This window comes from Nonomuraea antimicrobica, assembly GCF_039536965.1.
Taxonomy (GTDB): domain Bacteria; phylum Actinomycetota; class Actinomycetes; order Streptosporangiales; family Streptosporangiaceae; genus Nonomuraea; species Nonomuraea antimicrobica.
Window position 1 is genome coordinate 12,806 of the sequence record NZ_BAAAZP010000224.1, and the last position, 15,334, is coordinate 28,139.

At 70.7% G+C, this 15,334-nt stretch carries 12 protein-coding genes; all 12 read left to right on the forward strand.

Translation table 11 applies throughout. The features are described 5' to 3' along the window. Window positions 1-81 precede the first annotated feature (81 nt). The 12 genes from ABD844_RS47600 (at window position 82) to ABD844_RS47655 (ending at window position 15,316) form a co-directional block, all read left to right on the forward strand. Window positions 82-1,482, forward strand: a complete 1,401-nt coding sequence (locus tag ABD844_RS47600; RefSeq protein WP_344894849.1) for an LVIVD repeat-containing protein — start codon at window positions 82-84, stop codon at window positions 1,480-1,482. A 58-nt stretch (window positions 1,483-1,540) separates the two neighbouring features. Next, window positions 1,541-2,131, forward strand: a complete 591-nt coding sequence (locus ABD844_RS47605) for a TetR/AcrR family transcriptional regulator (protein ID WP_344894852.1) — start codon at window positions 1,541-1,543, stop codon at window positions 2,129-2,131. Between the two features lie 120 nt (window positions 2,132-2,251). Further along, window positions 2,252-3,331 (forward strand): hypothetical protein, encoded by a 1,080-nt coding sequence (locus ABD844_RS47610; protein ID WP_344894855.1) that lies wholly within the window; start codon window positions 2,252-2,254, stop codon window positions 3,329-3,331. Then, window positions 3,328-4,446: a DUF5624 domain-containing protein gene (locus tag ABD844_RS47615; RefSeq protein WP_344894858.1), complete on the forward strand. Its 1,119-nt coding sequence runs from the start codon at window positions 3,328-3,330 to the stop codon at window positions 4,444-4,446. Before ABD844_RS47610 ends, ABD844_RS47615 begins: the two co-directional genes overlap by 4 nt. A gap of 9 nt (window positions 4,447-4,455) precedes the next feature. Continuing rightward, a complete protein-coding gene (locus tag ABD844_RS47620) occupies window positions 4,456-5,652 on the forward strand; it encodes an amino acid ABC transporter substrate-binding protein (protein WP_344894861.1) in 1,197 nt (398 codons plus the stop codon). Beyond that, window positions 5,652-6,524 carry a branched-chain amino acid ABC transporter permease gene (locus tag ABD844_RS47625; RefSeq protein WP_344894864.1) on the forward strand — a complete coding sequence of 291 codons (873 nt, stop codon included), beginning with the start codon at window positions 5,652-5,654 and terminating at the stop codon, window positions 6,522-6,524. The genes ABD844_RS47620 and ABD844_RS47625 overlap by 1 nt, the downstream gene beginning before the upstream one ends. Continuing rightward, window positions 6,521-8,245 carry a branched-chain amino acid ABC transporter ATP-binding protein/permease gene (locus tag ABD844_RS47630; protein WP_344894867.1) on the forward strand — a complete coding sequence of 575 codons (1,725 nt, stop codon included), beginning with the start codon at window positions 6,521-6,523 and terminating at the stop codon, window positions 8,243-8,245. Before ABD844_RS47625 ends, ABD844_RS47630 begins: the two co-directional genes overlap by 4 nt. Then, the gene (locus ABD844_RS47635) at window positions 8,242-8,955 is read left to right on the forward strand and encodes an ABC transporter ATP-binding protein (protein WP_344894870.1); all 714 of its coding nucleotides are present in this window, start codon (window positions 8,242-8,244) and stop codon (window positions 8,953-8,955) included. Before ABD844_RS47630 ends, ABD844_RS47635 begins: the two co-directional genes overlap by 4 nt. Then, window positions 8,952-9,698, forward strand: coding sequence for an HpcH/HpaI aldolase family protein (locus ABD844_RS47640; RefSeq protein ID WP_344894873.1), 747 nt, complete (start codon window positions 8,952-8,954; stop codon window positions 9,696-9,698). Before ABD844_RS47635 ends, ABD844_RS47640 begins: the two co-directional genes overlap by 4 nt. Next, a complete protein-coding gene (locus ABD844_RS47645) occupies window positions 9,695-10,540 on the forward strand; it encodes an amidohydrolase family protein (protein WP_344894876.1) in 846 nt (281 codons plus the stop codon). Before ABD844_RS47640 ends, ABD844_RS47645 begins: the two co-directional genes overlap by 4 nt. A 125-nt stretch (window positions 10,541-10,665) precedes the next feature. Continuing rightward, window positions 10,666-13,515, forward strand: coding sequence for an AfsR/SARP family transcriptional regulator (locus tag ABD844_RS47650; RefSeq protein WP_344894879.1), 2,850 nt, complete (start codon window positions 10,666-10,668; stop codon window positions 13,513-13,515). A 172-nt stretch (window positions 13,516-13,687) separates the two neighbouring features. Further along, window positions 13,688-15,316, forward strand: a complete 1,629-nt coding sequence (locus tag ABD844_RS47655) for a hypothetical protein (protein ID WP_344894882.1) — start codon at window positions 13,688-13,690, stop codon at window positions 15,314-15,316. Window positions 15,317-15,334 lie beyond the last annotated feature (18 nt).

Below are 15,334 nucleotides of genomic sequence, written 5' to 3' on the forward strand. Positions count from 1 at the left end.
TAAATGATCTTTCGCTCGCCTTCACAGGCAACTTGGTTTGGTGATCGCGAACGCGTACGTGATCGTTGAGTGAGGAGCGAAGTGGCAGCCGAGCGAATGAACCCCGAGGTGTCGCGGCGACATGTGATGCGGGCCTCGCTGACCGCGGCCTCGGCCCTGGCGATGAGCCAGGCGGGCGCGACACCGGCCCGAGCGGGCACGGATCCCGGGGCCGGTGCGGTGGTCGCCGGCCCGGGGGGCCAGTTCGCCCGCAACGTGGAGCTGGTCGGCTACACCGACATGGACCACCGGCCCGCCTTCAAGATGGCCGTCCGCAACGTCAGGGATCGCTGGTACCTGTACACGGGCCACTTCTGGGACTCCGGCTGGAGCGTCGTGGACGTCACTGATCCTCGGCGGCCGGAGGTGGTGGCGTTCGTGCCGGGTCCGAAGGACACCTGGACGCTGCAGGTCGATCTGCACGGCGACATCATGGTGACCGCGCTGGAGCAGATCTTCCCCAACTTCGGCGGAGATCCGCAGGCCCCGTTCGAGGAAGGGATCTACCTCTGGGACATCAAGAATCCGGTGAAGCCCCGTCGAATCGGTCACTACACGACCGGCGGCACCGGCACGCACCGCAACCTCTATCCGGGCGGGCGGTACGTGCACGTGGCGGCCGGCGCGAAGGGGTTCAGGGGCAACATCTACACGATCGTGGACATCGCCGATCCGGCCCGGCCCACGGAGGTGGGGCGCTGGTGGGTGCCGGGGCAGCGCGACGGTGAGGACGGTGTGCCGGAGCCCGAGCCGCTCCACACGCATGGCTTCTGCTGCGCGAACGGCGCCGATGTGTCGTTGCACGGGCCTCCGTACGTGGTCGGCGACCTGGCGTATCTGCCCTACGGCGCGGCCGGGCTGATCGTGCTGGACATCTCCGACGTCACCGCGCCCGCGCCGGTCGGCGGCCTGAACTTCAGCCCGCCCTTCCACTCCCGCTTCGGCGTGCACGGTGTGCTGCCGATCCCGGACAGGAAGATCGCCTTCGCCAACTCCGAGGACGTCTCCTACGGCAAGGGCGCCGCACCCCACGCCTCGATCGTGGACATCTCCGACCCGGCCAATCCCTGGCTGCTGTCGCTGCTGCCGACGCCGGAGCCGCCGCCGGGCGCGCCGTACGCGGACTTCTCCAGCAGGGGCGGCTGGAGCGGCCCGCACAACATCAACCACCATCAGCACCACCCGGACGTGCAGAAACAGGGCGACCTGCTGTACGTCGCGCACTTCAACGCCGGCCTGCGCATCTATGACGTCTCGAACGTCCGGCTGCCGCGTGAGGTCGGCTACTTCGTGCCGTCCGACCCCTCCCGCAGGTACGGCCCGATGCCGGAAGACCGGCTCGTGGCCCAGACGGAGGACGTGGTCGTGGACCGGCGCGGCTACATCTACGTCTCCGACAAGAACCAGGGCGTGCACATCCTGCGGTACACCGGCCGGGTTTGACGGGATCATCGGCTGGAATGAAGATGGATTCATCTTCATTTCTTGTGGGTGCGGGGGCATGGTGGCAGAGACGGCGAGGGCGCGGCACACGGCGGCGGAGCTGAAGGCGGCCGCCCGCCGGCTCCTGGTGCGCAAAGGGTATGCCGACACCAAGGTCACCGACATCACCGCCGAGGCCGGCAAGGCGGTCGGCGTGTTCTACCGCTACTTCTCCGACAAGGACGCGCTGCTTCGTTCGCTGGCCGAGGACTTCGAGGAGGCCCTGCACGCGGAGGTGGTCGAGCACCTGGGTGACGACCACGGCCTGGAGACGGCGCAGGACGTGCGGCGGCACGTCGAGGCGTTCTGGGCGACCTACGAGCGGCACCTGCCCGAGCGGGTCGGCGTGATGCAGGCTTCGATGCTCAGCTCCGAGTTCCGGAGGATCCATCACGATCTGCGGGAGCGCCAGGTCGAGATCTGGGCCGGGCACATCCTCACCCTGGACGGCGGCACCGACGAGCAGGCCAGGGTGACCGCGCTCGCGGTCGTGTGCATGCTGGAGTACTTCTGCTACTGCCAGTTCACGGATGGCGCTCCGGTCGACCCGGGTCTCGCGATCGGAGCCTTGACCTCGTTGATCGCGTCAGGGCTCCACGGGGACGGTTAGACGGTCGCGGGGCCTCCTCCGCGAAGATGAATTCAGATTCATGTGCCCTCACGGGTTGTCAACGCACTGTGTGACACCTCAAGATGAATCTGAATTCAGATTCGCTGTGAGGGAGGTCACATGCACCTCGTGGAGTGGTGTCGCATTCCCACCTCGGGTGCCCGGGCGGTGGAGCCCTTCGAGCAGGACGGGCTGTCCTTGCTGGCGATCCCGCAACTGGCCGTCGACGTGCCGGGACAACCGGCCCAGATGAACGGCGGCGACAGTGACACCGAGCTGGTGGTGCTCCGCCGTACCGCCGAGGGGTTCGAGCCCTTCCAGAGCCTGCCGGTGCCGGGCGGCGAGGACGCGGAGTTCTTCCGGATCGGCGAGCGGGCGTTCCTGGCGACCGCGAGCATCCGCCGCGGTCGCGGGCCCTACGACTTCGGCGTGGACTCGCAGGTGTACGAGTGGGACGGCGCCCGCTTCGTACCCTTCCAGAGCGTGCCAGGGTTCGCGGCCAAGCAGTGGCGGCACTTCGCGCTGGACGATCAGCACTTCCTGGCCCTGGCACAGGGCGTCCCGCAGCCCGGCAACCAGCCGTCGCGGATCTACCGGTGGGACGGCCGCGCCTTCGAGCCATTCCAGGAGATCCACTCCGAGCAGGGCTACAACTGGCACGCCTTCCGCGTGGCGGGACACGACTTCCTCGCCCACGCCGACCACCTCGCGCCGTCGATCCTGTACCGCTGGGACGGGACCCGCTTCGCGATCCACCAGAAGCTGGCAGACCAGCACGGTCGGGCCTTCGCCGCCTTCAGCGCGGACGGCGAGCACTACCTGCTGGTCGGCTGCATCCTCAGCCCGTCGCGACTGCTGCGCTGGGACGGCGAGACCTTCGTCGAGCACGCCACGCTCGACGGGCTCGGCACCCGCGAGTTCGCGGTCCTGCACACCGAGAGCGGCCTGTACGTGCTGCGCGTCAACTTCATCCACGGCACTCCCGCCGCGCCGACGACCGCGCTGACCTCCCAGCTCTACCGCTGGCAGGACGGCGGGCTGCAGGTCGTCGAGGAGTTCCCCACCACCGGGGGCACGGACGTCGCCGTCTTCACCGACGACCGGGGGCCGCTGGTGGCGGTCTCCAACGGGCTCGCCGCCGACGTGCGGTTCGCCGCCGAGAGCGTCGTCTACCGGTTCGTCGAGGGGGAGGACCGGTGACCGAGGAGTTCGCCGGGCTGTTCACCGCCTACACCGCCGATCCGGACAGCATCGGCAGGAAGCTGAGCCGCGCCGTCGCCGAGCGCTCACGCCGCGACCCGCTGATCGCCGCCACGGCCACCGACATCGCGCTCTACCCGGGAGACGGCAGGCCGCCCACCGTCGAGGGGTTCCGGATCTCGACCAGGGGATTCAAGGAGCTGACGGCGATCTCCCACCTGGGCCCCGCGGTGGCCTCGCTGGTCAGGCTCCGCGCCCTGGGCGACGAGTCCTGGCGGGAGTCCGCCGAGCGCCTGCTCGTCGAGACCAAGGTCGCCCGCGCCGCCAACAGCCCCGAGCTGTGGCGCGAACGGATCGCGGTCGAGGCCCACCGGGGCAGGGAGCACGAGATCGCCGACCTGGTCGACCGCGCGTGCGCGGCGACCGCCCGCTACCTCACCGCCGCGCTCGACGACGAGGAACGCCTCACCCCGGAGACGCTTCGCCGCGAGTACCTCGACGACGGCATCAACTCGATGATGGTGGCCACGTTCTTCCTGGTCAGCCTCGATATCAGCTACCGCGTCACGCGCTGGTTCACCGAGCAGGACCTGGACTGGGAGCGGGCCATGGTGGTGATCGCGGGCAGGCAGGGCCGCCCGACCGCGGGCGTCACCTGGAACACGAGCAGTGTGGCCACGATGATCCTCGCCGCCTCCGGTGGCCGCCTCCCACTGGATCGCGTGTACGTGGCCCCGCACGCGCCCACCTTCCCCTCCCCGGCCGACGGCGACCTCACCGAGGTGATCGCGCTGGAAGAGGAGCTGCGCACCCTCTGGTGCGGCACCAGGGCCACGGTCGAGCTGGGCGAGGTGATGTTCGACGGCTACCCGAGATACGTGCCCGGCGGCCTCACGCTCCCCGACGTCGGCGACCCCCGCGTCACCGAGGTCAGCGAGATGCCCGCCATCCGCTCGGCCGGCGACATGCGGGCGCTGGTCACCAGGCTCCGCATCGTGCTGGAGGACCCGAGGCAGCTCCTGTCGAGCTGCGTCACCGACTTCGCCGCCGCCTCCCTGGCGGCGGCGGGCAACGATCCCACCCAGGTCGTGGTGCCTGGGCTGACCGACCTCTGAGAGCGAACCATGACCATCGACCGGCGCTCGTTCCTCATCGGCGCATCACTGCTGTCGCTGACCACCGCATGCGGTTCGTCAGGCTCCTCCTCGAGCTCACTCAAGATCGGCGCATCGCTGCCGCTCACCGGCCCGGCCGCGGACGTCGCCGACCCCGGCTACAAGGGCTACCAGGTCTGGCAGAGCCAGATCAACGCGCGCGGCGGGCTGCTGGGCCGCAAGGTGGAGTTCGTCATCCACGACGACGGCTTCGACCAGAACACCGTGGTCTCCAACTACAACCGGCTGATCACCCAGGATCGGGTGGACCTGCTGATCGGGACGTTCTCCTCGTTCCTCAACCTGGCGGCCTCGACCGTCGCCGACCGCAACCGCATGCTCTACATCGAGCCGTCGGGCGGCGCGGCGGAGATCTTCACGCGCGGCCACACCAGGCTGTTCTTCAGCCAGCCGGGCACGACCGACAGCGCGCACCGCCCGTTCGCCGGCTACGTCGAGGGACTGGCGGACAAGCCCGCCTCCGCGGCCTACCTCTACCAGGACGACCCCAGCACCGACATGCCCATACAGAACCTCCAGAAGGTCCTGGAAGGGCTCGGCGTCAAGACCGTCTACCAGCAGAAGTATCCGCCGGACACCAAGAACTTCGACGCGATCGCCAACGCGATCCGGCAGGCAGGACCCGCCCTCCTGGCCCACGGCGCCCTGGAGGTCGACGGCGTGGCGGTGGTCCAGGCCCTGCAACGGGTCGGCTTCACCCCGCAGCACCTCTACCAGACCAGGGCGCCCTCCAGCGTCAACACCTACCCGAAGGGCATCGGCGAGACCAACACCGAGGCCATCTTCACCGTCGGTAGCTGGCACCCGGCCGCGAAGTACCCGGGCAACGCCGAGTTCGTCGCGGACTACCGCAAGCAGTTCAACCAGGAACCGAGCGAGGACGCCGCCAACTCCTACACGGCGGTGCAGGTGCTCCAGGCCGGGGTCCAGGCCGTCGGCAAGCTCGACCAGGACGCGATCGCCGCCTGGCTGCACGCCAACACGGTGAACACCATCGTCGGCCCGCTGAAGTGGGACGCGCGCGGGGTGCCCGACGGCAGCCTGCTGCTGATGCAGTGGCAGCGCGGCAAGCTGGAGGTCGTCGCCCCGGCCTCGGCCGCGACCGTCACCTCCGCGATCGCCGCCAAGCCGAGCTGGGCCGCCTGATGCAGGCGGTGCTCTTCGGCCTGCTCGTCGGCGGCGTGTACGCCCTGGCCAGCAGCGGCCTGACGCTGATCTTCGGTGTGATGCGCATCGTCAACCTGACCCACGGCGCGGTCCTCGTCGCCGGGGCCTTCCTCACCTACACCATCTGCACGGCGACGGGCCTCGACCCCTTCGTGACGATCCCGGTCGTCGGGGCGGTGCTGTTCTGCCTGGGCTGGCTCATCCACCGGCTCGTCGTCCAACGGGCCGAGCACGGCGGCGAGGGCACGGTCATCCTCTCCACGCTCGCGCTCGCCATGGTCCTGGAGGGAGTCACCATCCTCATCTGGGGCCAGGAGCCGCACACGGTCGCCACCTCCTACTCCCGCACCTCCTTCCGGCTCGGCGACCTGGTCTTCCCCACGACCCAGGTGTACGGCTCCGCGTGCGCGCTGGTCCTGCTGGCCGCGCTGTACGTGCTGCTCAACCGCACGTGGCTGGGCAGAGCCGTACGCGCGGCCACGGCCAACCCGCAGGGCGCCGAACTCGTCGGCATCCGGGTGGAGCGGGTCAACGTCGCCGCCTTCTCCCTCGGGGTCGCGCTGACCGGCGCGGCGGGCGCCATCCTCGCGGTCCTGTCGCCCTTCACCCCGGACTCCGGGGAGCAGTGGATCGGCCTGGGGCTGGCCATCGTGGTGCTCGGCGGCATGGGCAGCCTCGGTGGCGCGCTGATCGGCGCCCTGGTCCTCGGCGTGGCCGAGACCCTGACGGCCACCTACGGATCGCCCGGCTGGGCCACCGCCATGCCCTTCGCCGTCATCGTGCTGACCCTTCTGCTGCGCCCGCAGGGGATCTTCGGCATTCGAGTCCGAGAGGACGTGGTCAGCGCATGAAGATCCTGATCGCCATGGCCGGAGCGGCCCTCGTCGCGCTTCCCGCGCTGTGGGGCGACGCCTACTACCTCAACATGCTCATCCTGATCTTCCTGCTGGCGATCATGGCCGGCTCCTGGAACGTCATGGGCGGGTACACCGGCTACATCTCACTCGGGCAGAGCGCCTTCCTCGGCGTCGGCGCGTACGCGACCGCCATCGCGGCGGACGCCTGGTCGATCTCCCCGTTCCTGGCCGCTCCCCTGGGCGGCCTCGCCGCGGCGGCGCTGGCCGCCGTCCTCGGCCTGGTGACCTTCCGGGCGCGGGGCAACGCGTTCATCATGATCACATTCGCGATGCTGTACCTGCTCGGGGTCGTGGCGCTGAACTGGACGTCGGTCACGAACGGCAATGACGGCATGATCCTGCCCGCGCCCACGTGGAGCAGGGACTACGCCCTCTGGCCCTTCTACTACGCCCTGCTCGGGCTGCTGGTACTGACGCTGCTGATGTCGAAGGCGATCGCCTCCTCCCGCTTCGGCCTCGGGCTGATGGCCATCCGCGAGGACGAGGGGAAGGCCGCGGGCATCGGCGTCAACACCTCGGCGGCCAAGCTCGCCGCCTTCGTGGCCAGCAGCGTGCCGATCGGCGTGGCGGGCGGTGTCTACGGCTACTACCTGGGGTTCCTCGACTCCAGGGCCATGTTCAGCATCGTCACCAGCATCATGATCGTGCTCGCCGCCCTGCTCGGCGGATCGGGCACGCTGTGGGGTCCGGTGCTGGGGGCCTTCCTGCTGGAGCCGTTCTCCCAGCTCACCAACCAGCTCTTCACCGGCCCGACCGCGGGCGCCTGGCGGTTGATCGTCTTCGGCGGGTTGCTCCTGGCCGTCCTGCTCTTCCTGCCCAAGGGCATCATTCCCGGCGTACGGCAGGCGCTGGACAGACGGCGACCGGCCGCCGTGGGCAGACGCCTGGCCCTCGCCGACGTGCCCGCCTGGCTCGCGGTCGGCGACGGCGCGCGACTGGAAGTGCGCGACGTACGCAAACGCTTCGGCGGGCACACCGTGCTCGACGGCCTGGACCTCACCGTCGAGCCCGGCTCGATCACCGGGCTGATCGGGCCCAACGGATCCGGCAAGACCACCCTGTTCAACCTGATCGACGGGGGGATGCGGCCGGACCACGGCACGATCCTGCTCGACGGCCGGCCGATCGAGACCGCCGCCCGGTGGGCGCGCAGCCGCGCGGGGCTCGGGCGTACCCACCAGATCACCAGGTTGTTCCCCCGCCTGTCGGTGCTGCGGAACGTGGTCGCCGGCTCCGACGGGTCGTGGACGGCTCCGGCGATCACCGGGGCCCAGGCGGCCAGGGGCGCCGAACTGCTCGAACTCGTCGGGCTCGCCGACTACCGCGACCTGCCCGCCGCCGAGCTGTCCTACGGCCAGCAGAAGCTCATCGAACTGGTCCAGATCCTCATGCTCCAGCCACGCCTGGTGCTGCTCGACGAACCCGCGGGCGGCATCAACCCGACGCAGATCGAGCAGATGGGCGCCCTGATCCGGGAGCTCAACAGGACCGGGACCACCTTCCTGGTCGTGGAGCACAACATGCCCTTCGTGCTCGGGCTCTGCGACACCGTTCACGTCCTGGCGGGGGGTCGCCGCCTCGCCTCCGGCACACCCCAGGAAGTGCGCGAGGACCCGCTGGTGCTGGACGCCTACCTGACGGGAGCGAGCCGATGATCTCGATGACCGGCGTCCACGCCGGATACGGCGGCGGCGACGTGCTGCGAGGGCTCGACCTGGAGGTCGCCCCCGGCGCGGTGACCTGCATCGTCGGCCCCAACGGCGCGGGCAAGTCCACCGTGCTGCGGACCATCAGCGGCCAGCTCGCGCCGCGGCTGGGCGAGATCCGCTTCGGCGATCGGGACGTTGCCGGGCGGCACCCTGCCGAGCTGATCAAGGCGGGGATCGTCCAGGTGCCGCAGTCGAACGGCCTGTTCCCGGCGATGACCGTCGCCGAGAACGTGCTGCTCGGCGGCTACCTGCGCCGCCGCGAGAAGGATTACCTGCGGCGGCGGTTCGCCCAGCTCGCCGAGCGGTTCCCGATCATCGGCGAGCGGGGCGGCGAGCCGGCGGGGAACCTGTCCGGCGGGCAGCGGCGCACCGTCGAGTTCGCCAGGGCGCTCATGCTGGAACCGCGGATGGTGCTGCTCGACGAGCCGTCCCTGGGGCTCGACCCGCGCTCGCTCGGCCTGGTCGAGCAGGCCGTGGACGGCATGCGGGAGAGCGGCGTCACCGTGCTGCTCGTCGAGCAGAACGTCCGCTTCGGACTCGGGATCGCCGACCACGGCGTCGTCATGGAGAGCGGCGGCGTGCTCAAGGCCGACTCCGCCCAGGCGATACTCGACGACCCGGAGATGGGCGTGCTCTTCCTGGGCGGCGCCCCGTGAGCGCCTTCCTGGACCGGCTGCGGCAGGGGTCGCCGACGCTCATGCTCGGCATCCGCGGCAGCCGTACGATCGAGGTCGTCCGGATGGCCCACGCGACCGGCCACCACGCGATCCTGGTCGACCTGGAGCACTCGACCATGTCCACCGACGTGGCCGCGCAGCTCTGCTCGGCCGCCGACGGCCTCGGCCTGACGCCGCTGGTCCGGGTGCCGGAACGCGAGTACGGCATGATCGGCCGATTGCTGGACGGCGGCGCGCACGGCATCGTCGCCCCGCGGGTCGAGACGGCGGAGGAGGCGTGGCAGGTCGCCCGCGCCTGCCGCTTCCCGCCGCGCGGACAGCGCTCGCAGATCGCCCAAGTGCCGCAGTACGGCATGCGGCCGTTGCCCGCCAGGGAGCTGAACCCGGCGCTCGACGAGGCGGCGGTCGTGCAAATCCTCGTCGAGACCCCGGCCGGCGTGGCCAACGCCCACGACATCGCCCAGGTGGACGGCGTGGACATGCTCGCGATCGGGGTCAACGACCTCACCGCGGAACTCGGCGTGCCCGGCTCCTACGACGATCCGCGCGTGCTCGACGCCATCGCCACCGCCGCCGCGGCCTGTCGTACGCACGGGAAGCTGCTGGCGGTCGGCGGCATGCCGCCCACCGGCCTCTCCGGGGTCTGCCCGCTCCGCATCACCGGAATGGACTCCGCCCTGCTCTACCAAGCCATCGGTTCCGCCGCGAAGGACGCGTCATGACACCCCTTCCGACCACGCCCATGCGGGCCACGACGAGCAACACCAGGCCGCGCTTCACCATGCCGCCCTTAAGCTGCGACAGCCATTTCCACGTGTTCGAGCCCGGTTACCCCCATGTCCCTGATCCGCTCTACACCTTTCCCGACGGGACGCTCGAACAGTACCTGCGGCTGGCCGACTGGCTCGGGATCGAGCGGATGGTGCTGGTGCAGCCGACCTTCTACGGCACCGACAACAGCCTGCTGCTCGACGTGCTGCGCAAGGCGGGACCGCGCTGCCGCGGCGTGGCCAGGATCGACGACTCCGCGAGCGAGGCGGAGCTCGACCGCCTCCACGACGCGGGAGTGCGGGCGATCCGGCTCGACCTGTTCGCCCGCGCCCGGTGGCCCATGGCGGAGCTCGTCGCCTACATCCGCGCGATGGCCGGACGCGCCCGGCCGCGCGGCTGGCACCTGCAGTTCTACACGCCGGGCGCGGTGGTGCGGACCCTCCTGCCCTTCCTCGCCGAGCTCGACCACCCCTTCGTCATCGATCACATGGGGTACGGGATGGACCTCGACGGTCTGCTGCTCCTGCTCGCGGGCGGGCACTGCCACCTCAAGCTGTCGGGGCCGTACCGGCTGGTCAAGGACGGGCCGGTGGCGGGCGTCGAGCCCCTGGTCCGCGCCCTGGTCGAGGCCCGCCCCGACCGGCTGCTGTGGGGCTCTGACTGGCCGCACCTGCCCGACGGCCAGCGCGACACCGGTGAGTTGCTGAACCTGCTGGCCGACTGGGTGCCGGCAGCGGAAGATCGCCGCCGGATCCTCGTCGAGGCACCCGGTAGGCTGTTCTACGGGCAATGACCTCGGCGGCGGGCGACCCCCGGGCGCACCGGCTTGTCCTGTCCTCGACGGCCTGACCAAGCAGCCGGAGAACGTCTCGGCGATTTGCTCTGGAGGGGGTTATCCGCGGGCAGACAGTGGATGAGGTGACGTTTCGGCTCCTCGGGCCCGTCGGCGTCTGGCAAGGCGGCAGGTCGGCAGGGCCCACCACCGCGCAGCAGCGTTCCATCCTGGCCATGCTGCTGATCGAGGCCAACAGGGTCGTCTCGGTGGAGCGGCTGGAGCTGGCGGTGTGGGGGCAGGGGCCGCCGCCGGTCACGTCGCGCAACACCATCCAGGGGGGCGTGTCCCAGCTCCGGCGGATACTCTCCGGCGTCTCCGACATCGGGCTGGTCACGACGCCGCCCGGTTATCGCCTGGACGTCGATCCGACGAGGGTGGATCTGTTCCGGTTCCGCGATCTTGTCCGGCAGGCGGGGCACGTTGCGCCTGCGCGGGCCGTCGACCTGCTCGGCCGGGCGCTGGAGCTGTGGTCGGGGCCCGCGCTGGCCGGTGTGGCGGGGCCGTGGTTGCACGACGCGATCGGTGGGGCGCTGGAGGAGGAGCGGCTGGCGGCGGTCGAGGAACGCCTCGCGGTGAGCCTGCGGGCCGGCCGGAACCGCGAGGTGCTCGCCGAGGTCGTGATGCTGATGAGTGAGCATCCGCTCCGGGAGCGACCGGCGTACCTCATGATGACCGCGCTCCACCAGGACGGCAGGCGGGCCGAGGCGTTGGAGGTGTTCAGGGGCGTGCGCGCGCTCCTCGTGGAGGAGCTGGGGATCGAGCCTGGCGACGCCCTTCAGGCGCTGCACCAACGGATCCTCCAGGCCGAGGTCACGGTGGCGGAGCCCGCGGCGCCGGCCGGCGAGGCTGTGACCCCGCGCAGACCGGTGCCCGTGCCCGCGGAACTGCCGGCCCGGCTGGGGACGTTCGCCGGGCGGGCCCACGAGATCGGCCTCATCCGCGACCTGCTCGGCGGCGACGAGACCGGCGGGCCGAAGATATGCCAGATCAGCGGCATCGGCGGGATCGGCAAGTCGTCGCTGGCGATCCACGTCGCGCACACCGTCGCCCGGCACTTCCCCGACGGCCAGCTCTACATCGACCTGCACGGTTCCACTTCCCAGATGGACCCGGTCGAGCCGGTCGAGGCACTCGGCCGGTTCCTGCGCTCGCTCGGGGTCGCCGACTCGGTCGTGCCCACGGACGCCGAGGAGGCCGCGGGCCGGTTCCGGTCGATGGTGCACGGCAAGCGCATCCTCATCGTGCTCGACAACGTCCGGGACACCTCGCAGGCGAGGCTGCTGCTGCCAGGGAGCCCGACCTGCGCGGTGCTGATCACCAGCCGCAGGCGGCTCACCTCCTTGGAGGGCGCCTTGCGCGTCCCGTTGGACGTGCTGGCCGTAGACGAGGGCCGCGCCCTGCTGAGCGATCTCCTCGGCGCCGACCGGATCGCCGCCGATCCGGCCGCCGCGGCCGAGGTGGTACGGCTCTGCGGCGGCCTGCCGCTCGCGCTGTGCCTCGCGGCGGCTCGGCTGACCACCCGGCCCAACTGGTCGGTGGCCGGGCTGGCCGGGCGGCTGGCGGCGGACCGGGGAAGGCTCGACGTTCTCGAGGCGGGCGACCGCGCGGTGCGCGCCAGCATCGAGGGCAGCTATCGGGACCTGCTGGACGACGGGCACGGCTCCGCGGCGATGCGAATGTTCCGCCTGCTGGGGCTGATCGACGTCGCCGACGTCAGCCTGCCGGTGGCGTCCGCGCTGGCTGATCTGCCCGTCGAGCAGGCACGCGAGCTGCTCGAGCAGTTGGTGGACGCGCAGTTGGTGCAGAACCACGCCCGAGACCGCTACCGCCTGCACGATCTGCTGCACCTGTACGCCAGGGAGCGCGCGGTGGCGGAGGAGTGCGAGCAGTCCAGGCGGCTGGCACTCCAGCGGGTCATGCACTGTTATCTGGAGACCGCACGCGGCGCGGCCCGGTTGAGGAAGGGCGAGGGCCGCGGTCTGCGCGGTTCGTGGCGCCTCGGTCTCGGCCCGCAGTCGTTGCCCCGTCCCGCGGCGGTGCCCGCGACGGCGGAGGAGATGCGCGAGTGGGTCGCCACCGAGGAGGACAACGTCCTGGCCCTGATCGCGCAAGCCGCGCGGACGCCCTCCGCCGGGCCGGCGGTCGCCCTGGCCGCCACCTTCGCGCCGCTGCTGATCGATCAGGGCCGCTGGCTGAGGTTGCTCTCACTCGGCGAGTCGGCGTCGCGGGCGGCCGAACACACCGGGGACCCCCTCCACCGGGCGGTCATCCACAGTGACCTCGGCTGGGCGCGGTTCCTGCTCGGTGACCCGTGTGGCGCGGTCGCCCATCTACGTCAGGCGCTGGAAGATTACCGGCGGATCGGGGGGCACCATCGGGAGGCGGCGGTGCTCGACCACATCGGCAGCGCCTACCGGAGCGTCGGCCGTTTCGACGAGGCCGTCGAGCACCACCTGAGCGCGCTGCGACTGGCCCACAGAGCCGCCGATCGCTGGCAGGAAGGCGTGAACCTCAGCAATCTCGGGTTGACCTACCAGCGCGTCGGCCGTTTCGACGAGGCCGTCGACGCGCACACCCGTTCGATCGCGCTGCTGGAGGAGACGGGAGCCGTCGCGGACGGCGTGAGCGCGCGGGGCAACCTGGCCGAGGCCTACCGGCTGGCGGGCAAGCTCGATCAGGCGATCGCCTCTCACCGGCAGGCGATGCGCACCCTCCGCGACACCGGCCTGCTCGACGACTACCGCACCGCGGAGATCTGCTGGGGCCTCGGCCTGGCCTGGCACGAGATCGGCGACCCCGGCGAAGCGCGCCGCCACTGGCGCGAATCGGCCGCGATCCTGCACGCTCTCGGCCTCATCACCTCCGAGGAACGCCGCACCATCGACACCAGCCCGATCCCGATCACCCCTGACGTGCTCCAGCGCCGCACCTGACCAGGCCACCCGCACGCCTCCCGGGCCGAGCCCATTGCGGTCTCCTGTCATTTCAACGCCATTTAAGCGGCCTTTCAAGCGACCGGACTACGCTGCCGCTGCGGTAATGCGGAATGTCGTTGTCATTGAAACGAGCCGGCTGACTTTCACGACTTTCGAAGGAGAACGTTTCATGCCCGCAGTTCCCGTGTCACGCAGAAGAATGCTCGGTTACGCCGGGGCAGGAGCGACCGGCGCCCTCCTGCCCACCGCCACCGCCACCCGCGCCGCCGCGGCAGACGGCGCCGTCCTCCAGGTCCCCTCTGCCGCCCAGGTGGCCGGGCAGGACATCGCCGCCCAGTACGTCGCGCTGCGCACGGACGGGTACGCTACGCCCGGCGACGGCGGCGGCGCGACCTATCGCCGCCTGTCCGCCGCCCCGGCGACGCCGGACCGCTGGCACTTACGCTCCAACGACGGCGCCTGGTGGGAGATCGCCGACGACGTCGTCTCGGTCAGGGCCCTGGGCGCCAAGGGCGACTACGACGAGAGCACGAGCACCGGCGCCGACGACACCGAGGCGCTGCACGCCGCCGCCCGCCTCGATCGGGTCATCTACGTGCCCGGCACGTCCCGCACCTACCGCTGCACCCGGCAGATCTCCCTCACCAGGGACGGCACCACCTGGTACGGCGACGGCTACCGATCGAAGATCACGCTCTTCTCGGGAGAGGGCGGAGCCGGAGCCCTGATCGGCATCCACGGAGAGCCTCCCACCGACCCCGGCCAGACCAGCGGTCCAGAAGCGGCGCCCTCCCGTGTGGTCCGCGGCGTTCACGTGTCGGGCCTGCATCTGGACACCCGCGAGAAGGCGAACGACAACGGCCTCGGCGGCTCCTTCGTCAGGGACGTGTGGGTGGAGAACATGTACTTCTCCCGCATCGGACGCAAGGCGCTGACCTTCCAGTACCACTGCCACAACGTGCACTGCCGCGACGTCACCATCTACGCGAGTGCGACCGAGCCGGGTTCGACGCACGCCGCCATCAGCGTCGAAGGCCAGACGGAGGGCCTGCGCTACCGCAACGGGGCGCCGCCCGCGGTGGACCTCGAAGGCGCCGACATGTCCAACCTGACCTTCACGAACATCGACTGCGTCATGAGCGGATACAACTACATCGTCGTCTCCAACGCCCACCGCGTCCGCTTCGACAACATCAACTGCGGTGACGCCAAGGGCGCGGGCGCGTTCGTCAACTTCATCCGCCGGGTGCGCGACAGCCACGTCCGCGGCATCCGCGGCGGCACCACCGCGCGCCGCCTGATCTTCTTCGACGCCGGCGTGAGCGACTGCGCCGTGGAGGACTTCCACTTCGGTCACACGACCGGCCCGGCCGCCGACGGCCGCGCCATCCAGTGCGCAGGATGGCGCAATCGCCTGTCCGGCGGCTCCTTCGGCCACCGCAACGCCCACTCGCCAGAGGCGATCCTCATCACCGGGACCGACATCACGCTGACCGGCGTCGCCGTCCGCGAATGCGCCGCCGCCCTGGTGCTCAACGCCGCGCCGGACGCCACGCGCCTGTCACTGACCGACTGCCGCTTCATCGCGGCCACCGCCCCCGCCTTCCGCATCAGGGGCCCAGGGGCGATCGTGCAGGGCAACCACTTCGACATGCCGAACGCCCCCTACGTCGGCCGCTTCGAAGGCCCCAGCGGCCAGTGCGTCGGCAACCACCTCACCGGCGGCACCGGTCAGCGCCTGGTCGTCGCCGACGGCGCCACCGCACTCATCTCCCTCAACACCACCGGCGCCGGATGACCGGGCAGCACCCGGAGG